Below are 21,253 nucleotides of genomic sequence, written 5' to 3'. Positions count from 1 at the left end.
TATAATTTAGAACGTTCTGAATTTATAAAAAGAAGCGGTTTATTGAGAATGCTGTTGCACCCATTTACTAGGTGTAATGCCTTCAGTTTTTTTGAAAAAAGTATTAAAAACGCTTTTAGAATTAAAGCCACTATCGTAAGCTAAACCTAGGATAGTTATGTGTTTAAACTCAGGTTTTAGTGCAATGGATTTAAAATATTCTAAACGATAAGTATTGATAAAATCGTTGAAGTTTTTCTTGAAACTCGCATTAAGCAACCATGATAAATGATTTGGATGAATATCGATTTTATCAGCTAATGTTCGTAAAGACAATGTGGTGTCCAGAAAACACTCTTCGTTTTTCATTAGGTCCAAAATAGCGGTTTTACAGTGTGCTATTTGGTCTTTAGAAAGTAGTTGTTTTTCAGTGGTTTCTGTTTGTGGTTTACTTTCGTTAGACAAAGCGAAAATAATTTCAAGTTGATTTTTGAAACGCTCAAGATTACGCAAAGGCTCTAATAAGGGATCAACTTTAACCAAAGTCATTAAAGGTTCTTTGTGCAAAATGCCTTCATCAATTAAATCTAAAGCCTTGTTATATTGCTTCAAAAGCGTGTAAATATAAATCAAGAAAAAGCGTACTCGCTCACGACTATCAGAATTTAGTAAAGGCTTTAGTTTACTTATGTTAGACTCAACTTTTGCTTTGTCTTGCATTACTGCATGCGCTAAAGATGTCATTATTAATTGCTCCATTTTAGAGCCTTCCATTTCTGGAATACTCTGTGCAACTTCAATAATGTGTTCTGGTTGTTTGTGATACGCTAAGGCCAATGCATAAATGCCATAACCAACAATGAATTTGTTGTTGATTTCAAAACACCTTTTAAAATGCCTTTTTACAGCGTTTTCATCTTTATTGATATAGGCATTATAGCCCATAAAATAGTTGTTTAAATCGTTAAGCGGATCTAGTGTGTATGCAGTATTTATATGTGTGTTTGCTTCTTCTAGATTTCCTTCTAAAATTAAGGTTATAAAAAGCTTTTGATGTGCATCGGAATAACCAGGTTTTAATTCTAAGGCTTTTTTAAGATGGCAAGCAGCCGCTTTAAAATCCCATTTTTTATTAAGGGCGTCCCAACCTAATGAATGATGTACTTCAGGTAAATCTACTTTTAGGTTATGTGCTGTTTCAAGATAATTCCCGCCAATTTCAAAAGCTTCTTTTACAGGCATTAATCCACCAGCAGCAAGTATATTGTATGCGTAATGGATATTAACATGTGCTAATGCGAAAGTAGGATGCTGTTCTATAATTTCTTTTAAAATCGAAATTCCTTTAAACACATCGACCTTATTAAAGCGAGAGATAAGTTTTTTAGCCCTTAAATAATTGTGATATGATTCTGTAGAAATATTATGATGTGTTACCAGAGAATCGTCAACATTGAAATGCCCAAAGTTTTCTCTTATTTTATCGGCAATTAAAAGACTAATTTCATCTTGCAACTTGAAGATATCATCAAGCTCGCGATCAAAATTTTTAGACCAATAATGCGCACCATCTGATGTGTCAATTAATTGTGCAGAAATACGAACACGATTATTGACTTTTCTTACACTTCCTTCTAATATGGTTGAAACATTGAGTTCTTTTCCAACTTCTCTAACATCAACTTGTTTTCCTTTAAAGGCAAAAGAAGACGTTCGCGCAATCACTTTTAGTGCTTTAATATTAGATAAAGCATTAATGATTTCTTCAGTTATACCATCACTAAAATATTCATTATCAATATCATTACTCATATTGACAAATGGCAGAACAGCAATAGATTTAGAAGATGCTTTCAACTATAATGGTGTAATTAAATGTTTTACACTTCGAAAATAAATAATTTGATATAATCAGAGTAAGAATATGTTAATATTTTAATCACTTATGGCAACTGGTAATAGTTGTTTCTTATTAAGTTTAAACTCATGGGTTTTGTCATTTCGCATTACAGTTATTATAATACTGTCTTGTTTTTCATAATCCCAATCATTGTTTTTAAAAGTGGTGCAAATGGTGTCGATACTTAAGTTTTTAAATTCTTGATTATTGATTTTTAGTATTTTATCGCCTATTTGTAAATTATTTGTAGCATCAGAGTTTGTATAAATAGAGCCAATGTATATACCATCGTCTTGCCAATCAATACCAAAGCCAAAATCGATTAAGGAGTCGTGTTGGTAATTTCGTAATTCTTTCATGTAAATTTTTTCATTTTTCCAATCTAAAACTACATTATAATTCTCAAAGTACTTATTTCCAATATTATCGCTATGAGTGCTAAATTTTATAATTTTCTTCTCAAGATTTAAATTTCCAATTTTAATTGTATCTATAACACCATAAAAGAGAGTGTCATTTTTAGCTTTTCCGCCAACACCATAAGTTGTTGAGCCTATTGAATACGTTGAACTCACAGTTTTAGTTTTTTGTAGCGCTTGTAAAGCACTTGTGGGTATTGACATTTGACCATTTGATCCTGTATCAAATGTTAAGTTTTTGACTTTTACACCATCTATATCTAAATCTATTAAAGGTGTGCCTTGAGTTTTGGTCTTAAAATTAATTATTGAATATTCGTTTGTTAGTTCAAAACGATTTAAATCGTCAGTGATTTCAATTTTTTTGTTTTGGTAATCAATTCTCCAAAAGGCATTTCGCATTAAATTAGCACCAATAATTCCATCAATATTTAAGCATTTCATAGCCTGTGATGTTCCTAAGTCTTGAATAATTGCTCCTGTGTTTTTAAAAGTAACCTTACCTAAAGTAATAGTTTCAATTTGTATAAAAGCTTGATTGTTTAAAACATTCCCTCCAGAATCGCCAACACTACCATAGGCTAATTTTTTTAAATTAAGTTTTTGGGAAAACTCTTTTGATAGCACATTTGGTGCTCCTGTATCAAAAAGAAATCTACCTTTATGCCCATTTATAGTGGCTTCTACAATAGGAAGTTTAGCACCATAGTCAAAACTGATGCGTTCCATAAAGTTACTATTACTAACTTCGCCAGATTTCATTAGTTGTATTTTTTTTAACGAGCTACAGCTTACTAAAACTACTAATACGAAGAGCATTAAAATATTTTGTTTCATAGATATTTATTGGTGTTCTCTTGTTGGAGGATTAAAGATAGTGTATTTGTAATTGTTAGTTCTCAATTTTGATAACCTCAGGACCATACGAATACATACATATTTTTTTGTTGTTTGCTATAAATGTAAGTTTTGCTAAATGATAGTTGTTGTTTTCTTCAGGTAGAATACTAATAGTGTCTAAAAAAATGTTAGTATTTATTTTTAGTGTTTTGTCTATGGTTTTTAATTTTTTCTGAAAATGAGCTTTTATGTTAGTGTTTGGTGTTTCAAAAAAAGTAATTGTTTTTTCCTCTTTTTCAGTGGCATCATGAATAAATGAAGCGATGATACTTTTAAATTGCAACAAAGCCATTTCAGGATAATCTTCTGTTTTTTTACCAATATAGTCATCGTAATGCATAATAGGTTTTTCAGCAAATTCAGGGACTATAATAAATGAGTCAAATTCTCTAGGCATGTTTATAATGTTTGAAAAATCTTAAATCTCATTATTTACTTGATTAATAAATTCAGTCAATTTTTCAGGTTGAGTTTTAGCTTTTTCTAGTATTCCAATATTATTAATTATAAAACTTGTCAAAATTTCATTTGGTTTTTCAGTTCGATTATTTTTTTTCATTTTTGAGTTAAATATAAAAGACCTTATTGTGTGAATTGGTCCCCAAGGAATTCCCCACCAACCCAAAAGTGCAGATTTTGTATTTGCTTTATTGTGCATTTCATCAAGACAATTGGAACAAGAAACTTTTAAAGATTTTTCATAGTTTGTAATAATTAAAATACTAACAACTTGTCCAATAAAAGTAGCGTTAATTTTTTGTGTTCTAGATTTACAATTCGGACAAGGAAGGTTTCTTAAAATAGTATAGTATTCAATAAATTCAGATTCAGATAATTCTCGTCTTTGAGAATCAATACTATCAATTAAATTTAGGTTTAAATTTCTTTTTGTTATTTCGGATTTTAGGATTTCAATCACTTCAGGTTTTAGAGCGCTAGCTTCTTTTGAAGCTATTTTTTCGATTTCCCAATTATCATAATTTTTATAATTTTCTTTTATGCTGTTTAAATCCATTTGGTTTTAGATAATTAAATCATTAATTATTTTTTGCTGCATCATTTTTAGTTAACTCGGTTATTAAGCCTTTAAAAATGAATCCGTGAAATGGTAATACTAAGTACCAATAGAGTCGACCTAATAAGCCTTTTGGGCGAAATGTAGCAGTTTGAATAAGTGTGTTGTTTTGTATTTTAAATTCTAACCAAGCTTCACCTGGTAATTTCATTTCAGCAAATAATAAGAGACGTTTTTCAGTTTTATCAGCATAAAGTACTCTCCAAAAATCTAAAGTATCACCAGAGTTTATGTCGTAAATATTTGTGCGTCCTCTTCTTAAACCAACACCTCCAAATAGTTTGTCAAAAAAACCTCTAAGTTTCCATAACCAATTGCCATAATACCATCCTGTTTTTCCACCTATTTTCCATATTTTTTCAAGGCATTTTTCTTGATTTTCAACTGGTCTTTTTCGAACATCAATAAAGCATCCAAATTGAGGTACTTTTATATAGTCAGATATTCTGTAATTTATTCTTCCGCTTACTGTGGAATCTTTCCAGCTAGAAACCACTTCATTTTGCTCTATTTTACTAAATGCTTTTTTGATAGCCTCTTCATAACTAAGAGGTGTAATGTTGAGCAATTTTATGATGCTGTCATCTTTAGCAATAACTTCAACCTTCATACTGTCAACTAATGAAACAGCAAGTTTGTAAGAAGTAGAGGTGATAAAATACAACCAGTATGAAGATAGCTTAGGTGTCATTACTGGCACTGTCCAAATCATTCTTTTTAAACCACGCACTTTAGCAAAGCCTAATAACATTTCTTTGTAAGTAAGTATTTCGTTACCTGCAATATCAAAGCTTTTGTTATAGGTGTGGTTATGCCCTAAAACACCAGTTAAAATTTTAATAACATCTGAAATTCCTATTGGTTGACATCTGGTTTTTAGCCATTTGGGTGTAACCATTATTGGTAGTTTTTCTACCAAATCTCTAATAATTTCAAAAGAAGCGCTACCAGACCCAATAATTATTCCTGCACGTACAGTAGTTTGTGCATAATTGCCTTTGCTGAGTTCAATTTCAACGTTTTTTCTAGATTGTAAATGTTTAGATAGAGAGTTTGAGTTTACTATACCACTTAAATAAATTACTTGTTTTGCACTTGTAGTATTTATGGCTTCTCTAAAATTTATGGCTGACTGCTTTTCTAATTCAAAATAATCATCTGAAGTTGACATTGAATGCACTAAGTAGTAAGCAGCATCAATATCTTTAGGAATATTGTTAAAGGTATCTTTTTTAGTGAGGTCTAATTCAATTACTTTAATGCTGTCTTTAATAGAATCTTCAATATGAAATTTATTTTTGTCTCTAACACAACATACAACAAAGCATCCTTTTTCTATTAGAACAGGTAATAACCGTTTTCCAATATATCCTGTAGCTCCAGTTAATAATACTTTATTCATTAATCACAGCAGATTAGTTGCGGTATTAAAGATAATAAATCTGATTGGTAATTAATTTTATTACAGATTGTATGTAATTGCTATAGTTGCTTAACAACTTTACAAGGGTTTCCAAAAGCTAATACGTTATCAGGAATATCTTTAGTAACAACACTGCCAGCTCCAATGGTTACATTATTGCCAATGGTTACTCCAGGAAAAATTACTGAGTTTCCACCAATCCATACATTGTCTCCAATGGTTACAGGTTTAGTAGAGGTAAGGTAACGAGAATTATCTTCAGTTTCAATTATACGATCAGAAGCTTTTAAAGGGTGTGTAGCTGTGTATATTTGAACATAAGGTGCAATCAAACCGTTTTTACCGATAGAAATTTTGTTGTTATCTAAAAACATACAGTTGGTGTTTACAAATGTGTTTTTTTCTATTGAAATATTAGCACCATAATCACAAAAAAAAGGAGTTTCAATCCAAACGTTTGCACCTTTAAACTCAAAAAGCGTGTCTAAAATAGTATTGCGTTCATCAAGTAATTTAGAGTCTAGATTATTGTATGCTTTTAATAATTTTCGGGCATTGTGATACATTTCTATTAATTCAGGATATCTAGAGTTGTAAAAATCTCCATTCAGCATTTTTTCTTTTTCAGTCACGAGTTATTGGTGTTTTTTTATGATTTCTAAAAAATTATGGAATAAAGATACAGCTTTTGGCATTTTACTTAAAGAGCTGTGAGGATAATTATAGTCAACAAATTTTAAGGTTCTACTGAGTGAAATTTACTCTAGTGGGTAAAATTTACCCAGTGCGATTTAGTTGAGCTAAAAAGTTTTTGTAAAGAACCACTTAAATATAAAGTATTTGACGATAAGCGTTCAGTTTTTAAAACGAATTTGGTATATTATCTGTGATAAAAAGAGAGTCAAAATTTAATCGTTTATAAATATAATTGCCTATGCTTAAAAGAGTATTTCTTTCACCATTTCAAAAATTCATAAAAATTGAAGGATTGAGTGGTATTTTATTGTTATTAACGACTGTAATCGCTTTGGTTTGGGCCAATTCGGGTTATGGTGATTTGTATAAGTCAATTTGGGAGTATAAAATTGGAATTGCTTCTGAAAATTTTGAGCTTAAAAAACCATTGTTACTTTGGATTAATGATGGGTTAATGGCAATATTCTTTTTCCTTATTGGGTTAGAAATAAAACGAGAAGTATTAATAGGCGAGCTAAACTCATTTAAAAAGCTAGCTTTTCCTTTATTTGGAGCTTTAGGAGGTGCAATAATACCAGTAGCGTTATTTGTGCTGCTTAACAATAACCCAGAAACATTTTCAGGTTGGGGAATACCTATGGCTACTGATATTGCATTTTCTTTAGCAGTATTAAATGCTTTAGGTAAACGAGTTCCTTTAAGTTTAAAAGTGTTTTTAATAGCATTTGCTATTGTTGACGATATTGAAGCTGTTTTGGTAATTGCCATTTTCTACAGTGGTACTATTAATACTGTGTTATTGTTAATAGGGTTAGCCTTACTTGGTTTTTTATACATACTGTCTTTTAGAGGGTTTTACTCTAGGTTTGTAACCTTTTTTACAGGTGTTATTATATGGTTATTGTTTTTAAAATCGGGAGTGCATCCTACAGTAGCAGGTATTTTATTAGCATTTTCAATTCCTATAAGACAAAAGATTGATACATCAACGTTTTTAACTCAGTTGGAAACTATTTTCAATGACATAAAATCAGCTAGTGTTTTACAAAAACCTATTTTATCAAAAGAACAAATTGAACACATGGATGATTTAGAAGATTGGTCGAGCAAATTTCAGTCTCCATTACAGCATTTAGAACATAATCTTCATGGTTGGGTAGCGTATTTTATCATTCCGCTATTTGCACTTGCTAATGCTGGTGTGGTTATAAATAGTTCAGTCGAGCTTGATGTTCCTTTAATTGTAAATATTGTATTGTGTTTGGTACTTGGTAAAGGTTTTGGAATTCCGCTTGTTGTGTTTTTAGCTCAAAAACTTAACTTAATACAAATTCCAAATGATATCACTACAAGACATATTTTTGGTGTGTCTTTTATAGCAGGAATAGGGTTTACTATGGCTATTTTTATTGCTAGTTTAGCATTTGCTTCAACACCAGAATTTATTTCGTCTGCTAAAATTGGCATTCTTATAGGTTCTTTAATTTCAGCTGTTTTAGGATATCTTATTTTAAGAAAACGAACAGTTAAATCTTCAAATTGAGTAAATTTGTTTGTGTAATAAGAGGTTGAATTTAGAAGGATATAAAAATAGAAGTAGTATATGATGAATGAAACAGAATCAGCCTTAAAAGAGCGAATAAAAGAATTAACTTGCCTATATGAGGTGTCTTCAATTATAGCAAATTCTGATTATGAATTGGTTGAAGACACCTTAAAAGCCATAGCGTTTAGTTTAAAAAAAGCGTTTCAATACCCTAAAAAAACTAATGTTTTAATTGATTGCGAGTCTATAAAAATCGCAACAAATGATTTTCTTGATAAAGATTTAAAGATAAGCTCAACTATCAATATTTTTAATACTGAAAGAGGGAAGCTAGAGGTTTATTTAGAGAAGTCTAAAGCACAGCACATTAATTTTTTAAGAGAAGAAAAACAACTATTAGACAGTGTGGCTTTAAAAATAGGAAGCCTTTTGGAGCGTATAGAAATTCAAAAAAACGAGATTTCATTAAAGCGCCAAATGGAGCATGCTGACCGTTTAAATATTTTAGGAAAAATAACCGCAGGAATATCACATGAACTCAATACACCTTTAGCTAACATTCTAGGATTTGGTGAGTTACTTAGAGAAGATTTAAAGTCTAATAAAAAAGCGGTTTCCGACTTAGATAAAATAATTCAAAATGCTATTTTTTCGAGAGAAGTAGTTAAAAAGCTAATGTTTTTTGCATGCGAAATGCCTCAGGAAATGAAACTGATAGATTTAATTCCAAGTATTCATAATGCCATTAAACTTTTAGACGCAACTTTTAAAAAAGAACAAGTTAATTATGAATTGAAAATTTTTGAAGACGAATTGTTTTTGCGCGCAGACCAAATTCAAATGACTCAAATCCTTTTCAACTTATTAATTAATGCTATTTATTTTTCACCAAAAAATAGCATGATAACGATAGAAGCTTACAGTACAAAAAGCGATATAGTTTTAAAAATTTCTGACCAAGGTATCGGGTTTAAAAAAACCGATTTAGATAGAGTCTTTCAGCCTTTTTTTACGACCAAACCTCATGGAGAAGGAACAGGTTTAGGGCTAAGTGTTGTGCATGGTATTGTTGCGTCTCATAAAGGTTCTATAGTAGCTAAAAACAATCCAGATAAAGGAGCATTATTCATTATAAAATTGCCTATAAACAAGTAGCAGTATTATGAAATTAAGAAAGGAAAATATACTTATAGTTGATGATGATATTCATATTTTAGAATTATTACAACGACATTTACAATCTTGGAATTATCATGTCTTTAAGGCTGTGTCTGTAAAAGAAGCTGTAATGATTTTGAGAGATACACATATACATTTATTAATTACAGATTTAAAAATGCCAGAGGTTGATGGTTTTGAGCTTATTAAGTTTGCTTCAGAGCATTATCCTAAAATGCCAGCATTGGTAATAACAGGTTATCCTTCGGTACAAGGGTCGTTGCAAGCTATAAAATCTGGTGTTGTAGATTATCTTACTAAACCATTTACAAAAGAAGAATTAAAAGAAGCTTTACAAAAAGCGATAGGAACTTCTGAAACCACTGCAGACGAAAAAAACACAATCACTACAGAGCAAAAGCAAAAGGCTTATGGAGATATTATAGGAAATTCTGAAAGCATAAAAACTGTTTTTGAAATTATTGATCGTGTAAAAAACAATAAAGCAACAATCTATATACAAGGTGAAAGTGGAACAGGTAAAGAGCTTGTCGCAAGAGCTATTCACTATCAAGGGAAATTCTCAAGAGCACCTTTTGTAGCAGTAAACTGTGGTGCAATTCCTGAAAATCTTTTGGAAGCTGAGTTATTTGGTTATGTAAAAGGTGCGTTTACTGGAGCAGAAACTAACAAAGACGGGTTTTTTCAAGCAGCACATGGAGGTACAATTTTTTTAGATGAAATAGGTAACGCTTCATTGGCAGTTCAGTCTAGATTACTACGCGTACTTCAAGAAAAAGAAGTAATTAAAGTAGGAACAACCAAAGCCGAAAAAATAGATGTGCGTATTATAGCTGCTACAAATAATGATTTGTTGAGTATGATAAAAAATCAAACCTTTAGAGAAGATTTGTTTTATCGATTATCAGTAGTAGAAATAAGTATTCCTCCTCTAAGAAACCGTAAAGATGACATTGGTTTATTGGTAGATAAGTTTCTTTTAAAGTATGGTATTGAATATAAAGATAGGTTTTTAAAAATAACTCCAGAAGCACTACAAATACTAAAACGATACGATTGGCCAGGAAATATTAGAGAGTTAGAAAACATTGTTCAACGAGCAGTAATTATGAGTGACAAAATAATTGATGTTGAACATATTCCTGAGCGGTTAAAATATACAATTGACACACCAACTGATGAGCTTGTACCACTTCGTGTTATGGAGAAAAAATACATAGAAAAAGTGCTAAGAGCTACAGGAAACAATAAAACTAAAGCAGCAGAGATTCTTCAAATAGATAGAAAAACTATCCGACAAAAACTTATGGATTAAAATTTAGCTGATACGTTTTTACACATTAGGGGAAATAAGTACCAGTGTAAAAAAGTGAAAAGCAATTTTTAAAACCTCAAAACACCTTGTAAATAAAGGGTTTTGAGGTTTTTTATATACCTGTGTAATTCGTTTGGCACATGCATTGCCTATAGTGGTACATAATAAATACTAAATCATTTTTTATATGAATCACATTAATATTTGTCCAAGTTGTTTACACATGTCTAGTTGTGTTTTAACAACTCAAAAGGATAAGGTATGGTCTTGTAGTGAGTATGATGAAAAAGGTTTTGAAGAAAACCATTTACCAGAGAACGAAGTTTTAAATAAGACAGCAAAACTCGAAACAGAATTAGTTTAATTTTTTTAAAAAGAAAGAGAAGATGAACTTAAATACATTAATAGCAGCTGTTATTCCAAAGCAAGCAATAAGCAGTAAAAAAGCCTCTAGAATTAACAAGTATTTAAACGAGAAATATCACGAAAGAAGCATAAGCAACAGATATTTTAAATAACAATTAAAAAAATAAATTCAATAAAAGAAGTAGCAAAAAGAATGACAACATTAACAAAAGAAATAAAAAAAGAAGAAAAGAAAGTGCCTGTAAGAGGCATGATGGATAATGTTATGGAGCAGTTTGAAAGTGCTGCAAGCCAAATAAAACTACATCCTAACATCAAAAAAATATTAAGCATTACCAATAACGAAATTATTGTGAATTTCCCTGTAAAGATGGATAATGGTGATGTTGAGGTTTTTACAGGTTACCGTGTGCAACACAATAATGCTTTAGGTCCATATAAAGGCGGACTTCGTTATCATCCAACAGTTGATATTGATGCAGCTAGAGCATTAGCAATGTGGATGACTTGGAAAACCTCTTTGGCAGGATTGCCTTATGGAGGAGGAAAAGGAGGTATTAAATTAGACCCTTCAAAATATTCTCAATCAGAACTAGAGCGTATTACAAGACGTTTTACTTATGCGTTAGCAGATAATATTGGTCCAGAACACGATATTCCAGCTCCAGATGTAAATACTAATAGTCAAACAATGGCGTGGATGGCTGACACGTACATGAGTACGCGTCCGCCAGCGCAACGTTCGGCAAACCAGCATGTAGTAACAGGAAAACCTGCAGGTAGTGGTGGCTTAGAAGGACGTGACAGAGCAACTGGTTATGGAGTTTACCTTTCTATAAAGTTTTGGGCCGAAAAAAATGCTCAAGTATTAACCGATAAAAAATTTATTGTACAAGGCTTTGGCAATGTTGGTTATTGGGCAGCTTACTTTTTAGAGCAAGATGGTGCAAAATTAGTAGCAGTACAAGATGCAAACGGAAGTATACAAAATCCAAAAGGAATAAAGGTTGAAGACTTGTATAATTACAGTCAAATTAACGAAGGAAGTATCGTTAATTTTCCTCAAGCTCAACCTGTAGATAACGATAAATTTTTTGGACTTGATTGTGACATCTGTATTCCTGCTGCATTAGGCAATCAAATTACCAAAGACAATGCTTCAAAAATTAAAGCACAGTTAATTGCTGAAGGAGCTAATGGACCAACTAATGTTGAAGGAGAGAAAATTCTTTTAAAAAGAGGTATAACTATAATACCTGATATTTTATGTAATTCAGGTGGAGTAGTAGGAAGCTATTTTGAATGGTTGCAAAACCGAAACGGAGAATTGTGGCAACTTAATGAGGTTATGGCAAAACTTGATAAAAAGCTTAAAGAGTCGTTTGATAAGGTGTATGACTATTCAAGACAAGAAGGTATTGATATGCGTACAGCTGCTTACTGTATTGCTATTCAACGTATAGAAAGAGCTTATGTTCAAAGAGGTATTTTCCCTTAATTAATTTTAAATAGAAAAGAAGATGAAATATGGAAGTCTAATACTAGAAAAAAAAGAGTATGTGTATTTAAAACGCATACTCAACATATCAGGATATGCTGAAGATCACGAAACACAGAAGTGCTTAATGAGTTTTTCTGAAGAGTTAAAGACTGCTCATATTGTTGATCACGAATTAATGCCTACAGATATAGTAAGGTTTAACAGTATGGTTACTGTAGCTTTTAGTAATGACATACAAAGAACAATACAAGTAGTTACTCCAATAGAAAAAGACTTTAAGAGCAATAAAATTTCTGTTTTAACGCCTTTGGGTTCAGCGCTATTTGGTTATTCTGAAGGTGATACGGTTCTGTGGGATTTTCCAAATGGTAAGCAAGAAGTTAAGATTGTAAAAGTTGAACAAGAAGAGACGCTTAGTGACGTAGGTACAGTAATTTAAGGTAAACTATGAAAAAAGTAGAAAACGAAATTTATAATCATGATACTGATGTTGATTTAACACACAAAATCAATAGTGTAGAGTTAGATAACTGGATAGCTCATCTAGAATACATAAAAAAAGAGCTTGCTAATCTGGTGTCTATTTGTACACACAATATGGATGATAAAATAAATAATATAAACGTTTTAGCACATTTTAAGAAAAAACAAAAAGAAAACGATACACTTCTAAATGCTTTAGTGAAATACTCTGTATCTCGAAGTCATATTGTTGAGTGTGAAGACACACAATGTGATATGGTATATATAACAGAACACGAAAGTTACCGAAGAAGTTACCTCTATCATTTAGATAAATATAGACGTTTAAAAGATGATTTTTTTAAAAAAGTGAAAGGCAAGTTTGCGCTTTTAAAAATGACTTAATTCCTCAGTTTGTTTAATGCAATTTCAACAAACAATAATAGATGCCTATAGAAGGCTTTGTATAAAAAAGGATATTAAAGAAATAGAGCAGTGGCTTGAAGTTTTAGAAAATAACAATGAAGATTTAACCTACTTAAATACTATAGGTACTCAATTAATAAAAAGCTTAGCTGTTGTAAATCATGTAAAGTCTATAAGGCGAAAAAATGTTTTAATGGTTGCTGCTTTGTGTAAATATGAGCAATCGTTAAAAACCGAGTTTGAATATGGTAAAGTGCCTTATGATGAAGTTAGAGCAAAACAGCATGAAAATAAAAGACAGCAATATCAACAATTGATAAAAGATTACAATGAGTTGAAAACAGCTATTTATAAAACATTGATAACCTATAAGAGAAGGTAAGTTAAAAAAGAAAAATACTTAGGCGGTTTTAACATCATTCATTAGTTAATAGTGAGTTATAGTGTTGTTAGTTTTGTTTTTATAACCGCAAAGAGATTGACTTTGCGGTTAGCCTAAGTATAAAGAGTAATATTTAAAACTGAAGAAAAGATGAAAAAAATTTTAATTCCAACTGATTTTTCGACTGCAAATGAAAAAGCTATTGACGCTATTTTAAAACTCTTTAAGCACGAAGTATGTGAATTTTATTTTTTACATGCCTACTCATTTAGTGTTAATGGATTAGATGCTTTAGAGTTGCTGCATGCCGATGAAGAGTGGTATGAAAAACCTAAACAAGAGTCTGAGAGTAAATTAGGCAAACTAATAGAACGTTGTATTTCTTTAAGTAAAGTAGAGTCTCATAATTTTCATGCAATAACTGAATGTTCTAGTTTAGTTAATGCTGTAAAAAAACATCAAGCTCATTTGGGTGTCGACTTAGTTTTATTAACCAGTGGAGGAAACAAAAAAGTAGAAAAAACTAATGATGAAATTTTAAACAGTGTTAGAGACTGTCCAATTTTAATAATTCCTTCAAATGTTAAGTTAGGCAAACGCTTAAGTTTAACCATAGCTTCAAATTTTAAGCAAAAACTAAACAATGAGCAACTTGATCAATTTAGAAAAAGCCTTGGAGGTTTAGAAGTTGAAATAGGAATACTAGTTTTAGAAGAAGAACATAAACTTTCAGAGCAAATCAAGGATAACTTAGAAGCCTTTATGCTGTATTTAAGTAAGTTTCAAAATGCACATGTTGATTTAAAATATGCTAAAACTAATAATCAGCTTAAGGCTTATGCACAATCTCATCGCAATGAAATAATGTGTGTTGTAGATAAAAAACCAAACTTTTTTAGAAAAATAGGACTTTTTAAGTCTGATGTTATTTTAAAACTAAAACAGTTAAATACAAACACTGTATTAACATTGCATCAGTAATTTTATAACAATCTTGTTTTTCAGTTTAATCCAATTATTTTAGATATACCTTCAATAAGTTTAATAGCAGGAGCATTATTTAAACAAGATTTGCAGCTACTATAAGTAAAGACACAATCAATCAAGTCAGTTAATAAATGCAGCAGTAAACCAATGCCTATAATATTTAGTGGTTTTTTAAGAAACAGCAATACAAAGTAACCAATAGCAGCATAGTAGGTGTGTAGTGGATGAAAATTAATACTACATCTATTGTCTTGAAATATTGGGTTTGCAAAAAGATGATCTAAATCAATAAGCATTGTCGCTAATAAAATAAAGTATACTCTTTTCCAGTCTTTCCTAAAGAATATAAAGGCTATTAAAAACGGAAACACTAAGTGTAAAAAGTAATGTGTAAAGTGTTGCATATTTTTGCGCTAGCTCATTAAAGCGTTTTAACTTTTAGTGAGCGTTGAAAAAGCAAAGATAGTGTAATAAATAGTATACCTTTTTTTGAAAAAAATTATTTGATAATTTCAGCAGTACTCCAAACTTCGGTATCAGCAGTTTCTCTAGCGTATTCCAAAAATGTTCTAGCTTTTCTACCTAATACTTGTTCTATATCATTGCTGATTTTTTGATTATTTGGATTAGTAAGTACATTACTAAATAAATACTCAATTAGCCAAATTACATCTTCAGGTAACTGCATTTGCCTCATGCCTTCAATATACTGTTCTAAAGTTATCTCATGAAAGGTTAAATTTCTATTTGTAACTGTAGAGATTGTGTGAATAATGTCTTTAAAAGTAATTAGTTCAGGACCTGTTACTTCAATTGTTTTTCCATTGTAATCATTATCTAATAGTACTGTTGCTGCTACTTCAGCAATATCGTTAGCATCTACAAACGGAATTAAAACATTAGACATTGGTAGAGCCACTTCTCCTGAAAGTATTGGGTCTAAAAAGAAGCTTTCGCTCCAATTTTGGTTAAACCAAGATGCTCTTACAATGGTATAATCTACACCAGAATTCTTTACAATGGTTTCGCAAGCTTCAGCTTCAACTTCGCCTTTTCCTGAAAGCAAAACAATTTTTTTTACACCAAGTTCTTTAGCTAAATAAGTTAAACTTTCTATTGCTTCTTTAGCTCCTGGTACTGCTAAATCAGGGTAATAGGTGATGTACATTTTTTCAATGCCTTTTAAGGATTCAATCCAAGTGTTTTTATCGTTCCAATCAAAGCTTGGTGTTGCTTGTCTTGATCCAATTCTAGGTTGTATACCTTTCTTTTGTAATTGCTCTACTACTCGACGACCAGTTTTTCCTGTTCCTCCGATAATTAAAATGTTACTGTTCATAATTTGATTGATTTAAAATAGTTTTTGAATAAAAATTGAAATAAGTAAAAGAATAAATGAAATCATATTTGATAGGGTTCTTATGTTATGATATTGGTTCCAGTTACTTTCGTAATAGTCTCTGAAGTTTTTTATTTCGTTTATATTTAATGCTTTGATGTCTAATGCATCTAATTCATTGTTTAAGGGCACATTTCCAAATGCAGTAACACCAAAAGTGCCTATGAGATATATAATTGCAGAAGTTAATAAGAGCCAAAACATTAGTTTATTATTGTTTTGTAGAGCTGCATTTAAAATTAGAGTGATTAAGCTCCCGAAAAAAACGATAAAAAATACAGGATTAAGAATTTCTTTATTAATGCTTTGCATGGTTTCTAGATAAGTGAAATCTCCAACTTTTTTTGTTCCTAAAATCACCGAAACTGACCAAGCAAAGAAGAATCCAACAGAAAGTGCATTTAGTAAAACTGTGATAAAAAATACTGAAGTTTTCATTGTGCTTTGCTTTTTATTGAATGGTTACCGAAATAGAGTATTGCTAATCATAATTTTTGATTTTTTAATTATGATACAAATCTATAGCTATTGTAAATCAGCTACTTATTTAAAAAGCATTAAGATTTATTTGAAAAGCATTTTAGACTTGACTGGGTCTGTAGCCAAATTTTTTTTCAAAAGCATTTGAGAATGAGCCTAAGCTGTCATAACCTACAGCCCAAGCAGCTTCTTGGATGGTTGTGCGTTCTTTTTTTATGAGATTGTGTGCCTTATTTAAACGCTCATTTTGTAAGTACTTAAAAACAGGAACACCAAATTGGGCTTTAAATTCTTTTTTTAGAGTGTTAGTGTTGGTGCCTATTTTATGAGCAAGTTCGGTAAGTGAAGGTGGGTTTTCTAAATCAGATAATAGGATTTCTTGCGCAAGATTAATTTTTTCAAGTTGTTCAACATTTATTTTTGTTGATTGTTGACTTGCTAATTGTCCGAAGTAATGTGAAAGTAAAGCCGTCATATGGCTTTTGTAAAACATCATTTTAATGCCTCCTTCATAAGTGTTGCTAAAAAACTGTTCAACTAATAGAAACATTTCAGGGCTCATTTTAAAAACAGGACCTTCAACATAATGATCTTTTGGATGTACTAGTTGGTGTAAAAATTGTTCTAGAAATTGACCTTCACCATTAGGTAGCTTATCTAAATTTCTTAAACTCGTTGCTATCACCAAGCATTGTAATGGTTTTTGTGATGAAACTAGGTGCTCAAATTCTACTTTTTCATCAGCATAAAACGAAAGCACCATACCTTTTGTATGATGAAATGTTTTAGTTTTTTCGTTGTATTTTACATTTAAACCAACATCGCCAGCACCATAAAAAGCTATAGCTATTACTGGTTCGTCAAAAAAGCAGGAATCAACTAAAGTAGTATTAGTTGAAGCTTCTTCTAATAAAATTGTGTAGTCGTTTATGTCTATTATTTCACGATTCATTAACTTTTCAAGGTTGCCCAAACACCAATAGTAGTAATTGAAATAGTTTGAATAAAGATACTATTTTTGAGTTATATTATTGTAAGGCAGATATTCTATCAAATCCTACAGTGTCTCTATACAATTGAGGAGATACTTCGGCATTTTTCTTAAAAAATCTACTAAAGTAATATTCATCATTATAACCTAATTCAAAAGCTATTTCTTTTACAGTTTTGTTAGTTAAATAGAGTTCTCGTTTGGCTTCTATAATTATACGTTCAGAAATTAAATCGGTTAGTGTTTTGTTAAAGTGGGCTTTGGTTAACTTGGTAAGAGCTTTGGGTGTTATTGCAAGCATATCAGCATATTCACTAGCAGAGTGCTTGGTTTTATAATGTGTTTCAATGTAGTTTTTTAAATTTTGAAGTATAAATGGTTCTTCTGTATCACTACGTTCTTTTTGTATTTCAGACTGTTGCTCGGTTTTTAATCTTGATGCAGTAATTAAAAAAATCTTTAAGTAAGAAACCAATAATTCATATTGTGCTAGAGCAGGATTTTGCATCTCAGTTTTAATTTGTTCTACTACCATATTAAAATTGGCTTGAGCTTTAGCATCTACATCTACAAAAGGAGGATTGTAAATATTATTAAATAATACACCATGACAAGCTACTTCTTTATGGTGTTTATGAATACAAAAAAAATCTGGATGAAAATTTATGACTAAACCACTCAAAGGACTTTCAGCTTCAAGTAAAAAAGGTTGATGAGGTGAAAACGACAATAATGTGTTTGACGTAAAATTATAAGCATTAAAATCGGCTTTTATAATTCCGTTACCTTGTTGTATCCAAATAAGGGAATAATAGTTGTGTTTGTCTATATGGTCAAAAGGATTGTTACGTTCAAAATGACATAGTTTGAATGCTAAATTACCTGTTTGTGGGTTTGTGAGCGTAAAGCTATCTCTTTGTTCCATAATTATTATTGCTTGTTAGTGTACTTTTAGAATTACTCTATCTATAATTTGTTTTGCTGTGCTAATGTGCGAAAGATCCTTGTAAAGGTTGCCATTTTTTCCTGAATGATGTCCATGACCTATAAGTTGCATTATTTTATACGTATTGTCTTTAATGTTGAGAGGTGATACCTCTGTAGCATAAATTAATGATGGTTGACCAACTTGACCAGAACCAGAATATATGTCATCATTAGGAAATTTATCTTTGGTGTAATAGTTATTCCAATCGTAAGATTGATTTACTTCTAGCATTACTTTATGGTGTTTTAAATCGTTCAAATCACTTTTAGATTTAATAATAAAATTCCCTGTAGGTGTTGCACCCGAAACAGCATCAATATCTGTAGCGTTATTAAGCGGCACATATAAACCATCTGATGCTTTTATACCTCTTTTATGAGACCAATATGGTAAAGCTTCAGGACGTCTTTTTACTGAAGATTGCCATTTACCGTCAACGTTTTTACCATAATCAAATGTACTTGATGCTATTACTCTAGAAATATAAAGCGTTTCTATATAATTACCAAGACTATCCTCTAACCATATAGCGAACAAAGGATATTGAAAAGCATTGCCTTTTTTTAATTCTATTTCAAAATTATGATGACCATTAGCATTAGAGAGTTCTATGACTTCATACTCAAAAGGTGTTTCAACTTTCCCTAGTTTTTTATTTCTTAACTGATTACCAAAATTATAAACGCCATTTAATAAAGGTATATTAAAATATAGACCAAAAGCTAGAGCTACAATAATGCTAAAAATAAATGGCGCTTGAAGTTTTTGAAAACGTGGTTTTCTATTTCCTGTGATGTAGTTAAAGAGTGGTTTTTTGTTATTGATTATATGGAATACCATAGTTAATACAAACAAGAAACCAAAAACTGTATGCAAAGAAGCAAGACCTTTGCTAAATGGTATGATGTACATAGCTATACCTGAACCTAATAAAACAAGGAGTATAGCAATTAATACATTTCCTAAAAGCCTTCTATTCATTGTGTTGTTGATTGTTAGGTTTTATAATCGTCTGTCGCTTTCTTCAATTTTTAAATCATTTATGCTTGCGTAACGCTTTTGCATAAGCCCATTTTTGTCAAATTCCCAAAGCTCATTTCCGTAGGCTCTATACCATTGGTCGTTATTATCTTGAAATTCATACTCAAACCTCACAGCTATTCTATTGTCTTTAAATCCCCAAAGCTCTTTTTTTAGTTTGTAGTGTTTTTCGTTATTCCATTTTTTGGTTAAAAACGCAACAATTTCAGTTCTTCCGTTAATAAACTGAGTTCTATTTCTCCATTCAGAATCTATAGTATATGCTTTAGATACTTTTACTGGATCTTTAGAGTTCCAAGCATCTTCAGCCATTTGTACTTTTAATCTTGCCGTTTCTTCATTAAATGGAGGAATTGGGTGTTTTATTTCTGTATTCATTTTTAATGTGTTTTTGGTTGTGTTAACAACCTTCTTCATTTTGATTTTAGAATGAAAAAGGTTGTTTGTGTATTGGATTAATTATCATTAGGCTTTTATTGTGGCTTTACTGCTTAGTTCTTGTTGTTGAAATTTATGAATAAAAAACCATAAAGGAACACCATATGCTAAGTGCCTTACCATTGAAAGTATTGGTAGCATTGCTCCAGCTTCTAAACCAGCAACACCAGCACCTAAAAGCGGAAACATAAAAAACCAAACAAGTGCTATGGTTTCTGCAATTACAAAAATTTGAGCTCTTAGCCAATTAGGACCAATTAATGATGGTGCTATTCCTGCGTATAAAACAGCTAATAATATACCGTTTGAGTAATGACCAAATACACCATACGCTAAACCTAGTCCTGTTTTTTCTCCTATTATTCCTGCAATGTCCCACCATGTTCCTGTGAATAAAAGACCTATCAAATCAAAAGCTAAAGTCCCTGTGATACCTGCTAAAATGGCATTTCGCCAATTAATACTATGTGTTTTCATTGTGTTTTGTTTTAATGAGTTATAAAGAGCCTCTTCAACAAGAAAAGACTCTGTTTTTTTAGGATGTTTTAAATACTTTCAGCAATTGGAAAGTCTACTGGCACTTTAGTTAGGTTGTGTAAATAATTCATTGCTGTTTTGTCACTTACTTGAAGAATAACATCCACAAGGTTTTCTTTTGTATAACCTTGAGCAAAGAAATCAGCAACATTTTCATTACTAGCTTTTCCTCTGTTTTCAGTGATATCAGCTGCTAATTTTACTAAAGCGTTTAGTTTAGCATTATCACTTGTTCCTTTTCTAATATCTAGTAATTGCTCGTCGCTAAATCCGTTCATTTTACCAAGTACTAAATGTGCACTTTGGCAATACACACATTCGTTTACCTGACTTACAATAAGGTTTACAGCTTCTTTTTCTTTGTTGTTTAAAGAGGTTTTAGCGTTTTGGTAGTCTAAAAAACGTTTCAAACCATTATCAGAATATGCTATTGTAGCATAAAGGTTTGGAACAAAGCCTAGAGCTTTGTTTAAATTGTCAAAAATTTCTTGATTGTTTTGAGATACTTCTTCTCGTGTAGGAACTTTAAATTCCGTTGCAGTTAAATTTTCCATTTTTTTATATTTTAAATTGTTTGTCATTATTGACACTGCAAATTTGAAGAAGAAAACAATGTGTTAAAATGGACAATTTTCGCCTATGAATGGATAATTTTCTTTTAAGATAATTTTAACTGTTTTGTTTTGATTAACAGTTCTTTACGTTTTTTTTAAGTTGCTAACTTATTTGTTGGGTGGATTAAAAAAGACCTATAAATATTTCTTTTGTCCTTTTATCGATTAAATTAGTTTTTTTATGATAAAAGAAGTACTTTAATTTCTTA

General features: G+C 30.9%; 25 protein-coding genes. 10 read left to right on the top strand and 15 right to left on the bottom strand.

Going from position 1 to position 21,253, the window contains the following annotated elements; translation table 11 throughout:
* Positions 1–39 precede the first annotated feature (39 nt).
* The 6 genes from ACQ0RB_RS05710 to ACQ0RB_RS05685 form a co-directional block, all read right to left on the bottom strand.
* Complete coding sequence (locus ACQ0RB_RS05710) at positions 40–1,836, bottom strand: helix-turn-helix domain-containing protein (RefSeq protein WP_430497123.1); 1,797 nt, start codon at positions 1,834–1,836, stop codon at positions 40–42.
* Positions 1,837–1,914: 78 nt separating this feature from the next.
* Positions 1,915–3,060: an aspartyl protease family protein gene (locus ACQ0RB_RS05705; RefSeq protein WP_430497122.1), complete on the bottom strand. Its 1,146-nt coding sequence runs from the start codon at positions 3,058–3,060 to the stop codon at positions 1,915–1,917.
* Between the two features lie 130 nt (positions 3,061–3,190).
* Positions 3,191–3,595 carry a hypothetical protein gene (locus ACQ0RB_RS05700; protein WP_131507497.1) on the bottom strand — a complete coding sequence of 135 codons (405 nt, stop codon included), beginning with the start codon at positions 3,593–3,595 and terminating at the stop codon, positions 3,191–3,193.
* A gap of 21 nt (positions 3,596–3,616) precedes the next feature.
* Positions 3,617–4,213: a hypothetical protein gene (locus ACQ0RB_RS05695; protein ID WP_131507495.1), complete on the bottom strand. Its 597-nt coding sequence runs from the start codon at positions 4,211–4,213 to the stop codon at positions 3,617–3,619.
* Between the two features lie 22 nt (positions 4,214–4,235).
* Complete coding sequence (locus ACQ0RB_RS05690; protein ID WP_430497119.1) at positions 4,236–5,675, bottom strand: SDR family oxidoreductase; 1,440 nt, start codon at positions 5,673–5,675, stop codon at positions 4,236–4,238.
* A gap of 80 nt (positions 5,676–5,755) precedes the next feature.
* Positions 5,756–6,328, bottom strand: a complete 573-nt coding sequence (locus ACQ0RB_RS05685; protein ID WP_430497117.1) for a sugar O-acetyltransferase — start codon at positions 6,326–6,328, stop codon at positions 5,756–5,758.
* A gap of 302 nt (positions 6,329–6,630) precedes the next feature.
* Between ACQ0RB_RS05685 and nhaA the strand changes: the two genes are divergently transcribed.
* From nhaA to ACQ0RB_RS05635, 10 genes are all read left to right on the top strand, one after another.
* The gene (gene nhaA / locus ACQ0RB_RS05680) at positions 6,631–7,935 is read left to right on the top strand and encodes a Na+/H+ antiporter NhaA (RefSeq protein WP_131507490.1); all 1,305 of its coding nucleotides are present in this window, start codon (positions 6,631–6,633) and stop codon (positions 7,933–7,935) included.
* A 63-nt stretch (positions 7,936–7,998) separates the two neighbouring features.
* Positions 7,999–9,093 (top strand): sensor histidine kinase, encoded by a 1,095-nt coding sequence (locus ACQ0RB_RS05675; RefSeq protein ID WP_134200174.1) that lies wholly within the window; start codon positions 7,999–8,001, stop codon positions 9,091–9,093.
* Positions 9,094–9,100: 7 nt separating this feature from the next.
* Positions 9,101–10,432 (top strand): sigma-54-dependent transcriptional regulator, encoded by a 1,332-nt coding sequence (locus ACQ0RB_RS05670; RefSeq protein ID WP_430497115.1) that lies wholly within the window; start codon positions 9,101–9,103, stop codon positions 10,430–10,432.
* A 187-nt stretch (positions 10,433–10,619) separates the two neighbouring features.
* On the top strand, positions 10,620–10,796 hold the full coding sequence (locus tag ACQ0RB_RS05665; RefSeq protein WP_161566744.1) for a hypothetical protein: 177 nt from the start codon (positions 10,620–10,622) through the stop codon (positions 10,794–10,796).
* Between the two features lie 22 nt (positions 10,797–10,818).
* On the top strand, positions 10,819–10,950 hold the full coding sequence (locus ACQ0RB_RS05660; protein WP_262732930.1) for a hypothetical protein: 132 nt from the start codon (positions 10,819–10,821) through the stop codon (positions 10,948–10,950).
* A 41-nt stretch (positions 10,951–10,991) separates the two neighbouring features.
* On the top strand, positions 10,992–12,296 hold the full coding sequence (locus ACQ0RB_RS05655) for a Glu/Leu/Phe/Val family dehydrogenase (protein ID WP_430497112.1): 1,305 nt from the start codon (positions 10,992–10,994) through the stop codon (positions 12,294–12,296).
* A 22-nt stretch (positions 12,297–12,318) separates the two neighbouring features.
* A complete protein-coding gene (locus tag ACQ0RB_RS05650; RefSeq protein WP_129760651.1) occupies positions 12,319–12,738 on the top strand; it encodes a GreA/GreB family elongation factor in 420 nt (139 codons plus the stop codon).
* An 8-nt stretch (positions 12,739–12,746) separates the two neighbouring features.
* Positions 12,747–13,166 carry a hypothetical protein gene (locus ACQ0RB_RS05645; RefSeq protein WP_129760652.1) on the top strand — a complete coding sequence of 140 codons (420 nt, stop codon included), beginning with the start codon at positions 12,747–12,749 and terminating at the stop codon, positions 13,164–13,166.
* A gap of 16 nt (positions 13,167–13,182) precedes the next feature.
* The gene (locus ACQ0RB_RS05640) at positions 13,183–13,569 is read left to right on the top strand and encodes a hypothetical protein (RefSeq protein WP_129760653.1); all 387 of its coding nucleotides are present in this window, start codon (positions 13,183–13,185) and stop codon (positions 13,567–13,569) included.
* 150 nt (positions 13,570–13,719) lie between these two features.
* On the top strand, positions 13,720–14,550 hold the full coding sequence (locus tag ACQ0RB_RS05635) for a universal stress protein (RefSeq protein ID WP_129760654.1): 831 nt from the start codon (positions 13,720–13,722) through the stop codon (positions 14,548–14,550).
* Positions 14,551–14,570: 20 nt separating this feature from the next.
* Here the strand turns inward: ACQ0RB_RS05635 and ACQ0RB_RS05630 are convergent, their stop codons facing one another.
* From ACQ0RB_RS05630 to ACQ0RB_RS05590, 9 genes are all read right to left on the bottom strand, one after another.
* Positions 14,571–14,960, bottom strand: coding sequence for a DUF6122 family protein (locus ACQ0RB_RS05630; RefSeq protein ID WP_430497109.1), 390 nt, complete (start codon positions 14,958–14,960; stop codon positions 14,571–14,573).
* A gap of 95 nt (positions 14,961–15,055) precedes the next feature.
* On the bottom strand, positions 15,056–15,895 hold the full coding sequence (locus tag ACQ0RB_RS05625; protein ID WP_430497107.1) for an NmrA family NAD(P)-binding protein: 840 nt from the start codon (positions 15,893–15,895) through the stop codon (positions 15,056–15,058).
* Positions 15,896–15,907: 12 nt separating this feature from the next.
* The gene (locus tag ACQ0RB_RS05620; RefSeq protein ID WP_430497105.1) at positions 15,908–16,393 is read right to left on the bottom strand and encodes a DUF1772 domain-containing protein; all 486 of its coding nucleotides are present in this window, start codon (positions 16,391–16,393) and stop codon (positions 15,908–15,910) included.
* Between the two features lie 142 nt (positions 16,394–16,535).
* Entirely contained in the window at positions 16,536–17,387 is an 852-nt protein-coding gene (locus tag ACQ0RB_RS05615) for a helix-turn-helix domain-containing protein (protein ID WP_430497103.1), read from the bottom strand.
* Positions 17,388–17,463: 76 nt separating this feature from the next.
* Positions 17,464–18,351, bottom strand: a complete 888-nt coding sequence (locus ACQ0RB_RS05610; protein ID WP_430497101.1) for a helix-turn-helix domain-containing protein — start codon at positions 18,349–18,351, stop codon at positions 17,464–17,466.
* A gap of 15 nt (positions 18,352–18,366) precedes the next feature.
* Positions 18,367–19,395 (bottom strand): hypothetical protein, encoded by a 1,029-nt coding sequence (locus ACQ0RB_RS05605; RefSeq protein WP_430497099.1) that lies wholly within the window; start codon positions 19,393–19,395, stop codon positions 18,367–18,369.
* A gap of 21 nt (positions 19,396–19,416) precedes the next feature.
* Positions 19,417–19,872, bottom strand: a complete 456-nt coding sequence (locus ACQ0RB_RS05600) for a DUF1348 family protein (RefSeq protein ID WP_430497097.1) — start codon at positions 19,870–19,872, stop codon at positions 19,417–19,419.
* A 48-nt stretch (positions 19,873–19,920) separates the two neighbouring features.
* Positions 19,921–20,370 carry a hypothetical protein gene (locus ACQ0RB_RS05595; RefSeq protein WP_187347853.1) on the bottom strand — a complete coding sequence of 150 codons (450 nt, stop codon included), beginning with the start codon at positions 20,368–20,370 and terminating at the stop codon, positions 19,921–19,923.
* A gap of 68 nt (positions 20,371–20,438) precedes the next feature.
* Positions 20,439–20,984, bottom strand: coding sequence for a carboxymuconolactone decarboxylase family protein (locus ACQ0RB_RS05590; RefSeq protein ID WP_131507464.1), 546 nt, complete (start codon positions 20,982–20,984; stop codon positions 20,439–20,441).
* Positions 20,985–21,253: the final 269 nt, after the last annotated feature.

It is taken from the genome of Gaetbulibacter sp. PBL-D1, from assembly GCF_050509525.1.
Taxonomy (GTDB): Bacteria; Bacteroidota; Bacteroidia; order Flavobacteriales; family Flavobacteriaceae; genus Gaetbulibacter_B; species Gaetbulibacter_B jejuensis.
The sequence above is the reverse complement of the archived record's forward strand: the minus strand, read 5'-3'. Positions and strand labels throughout refer to the sequence as shown.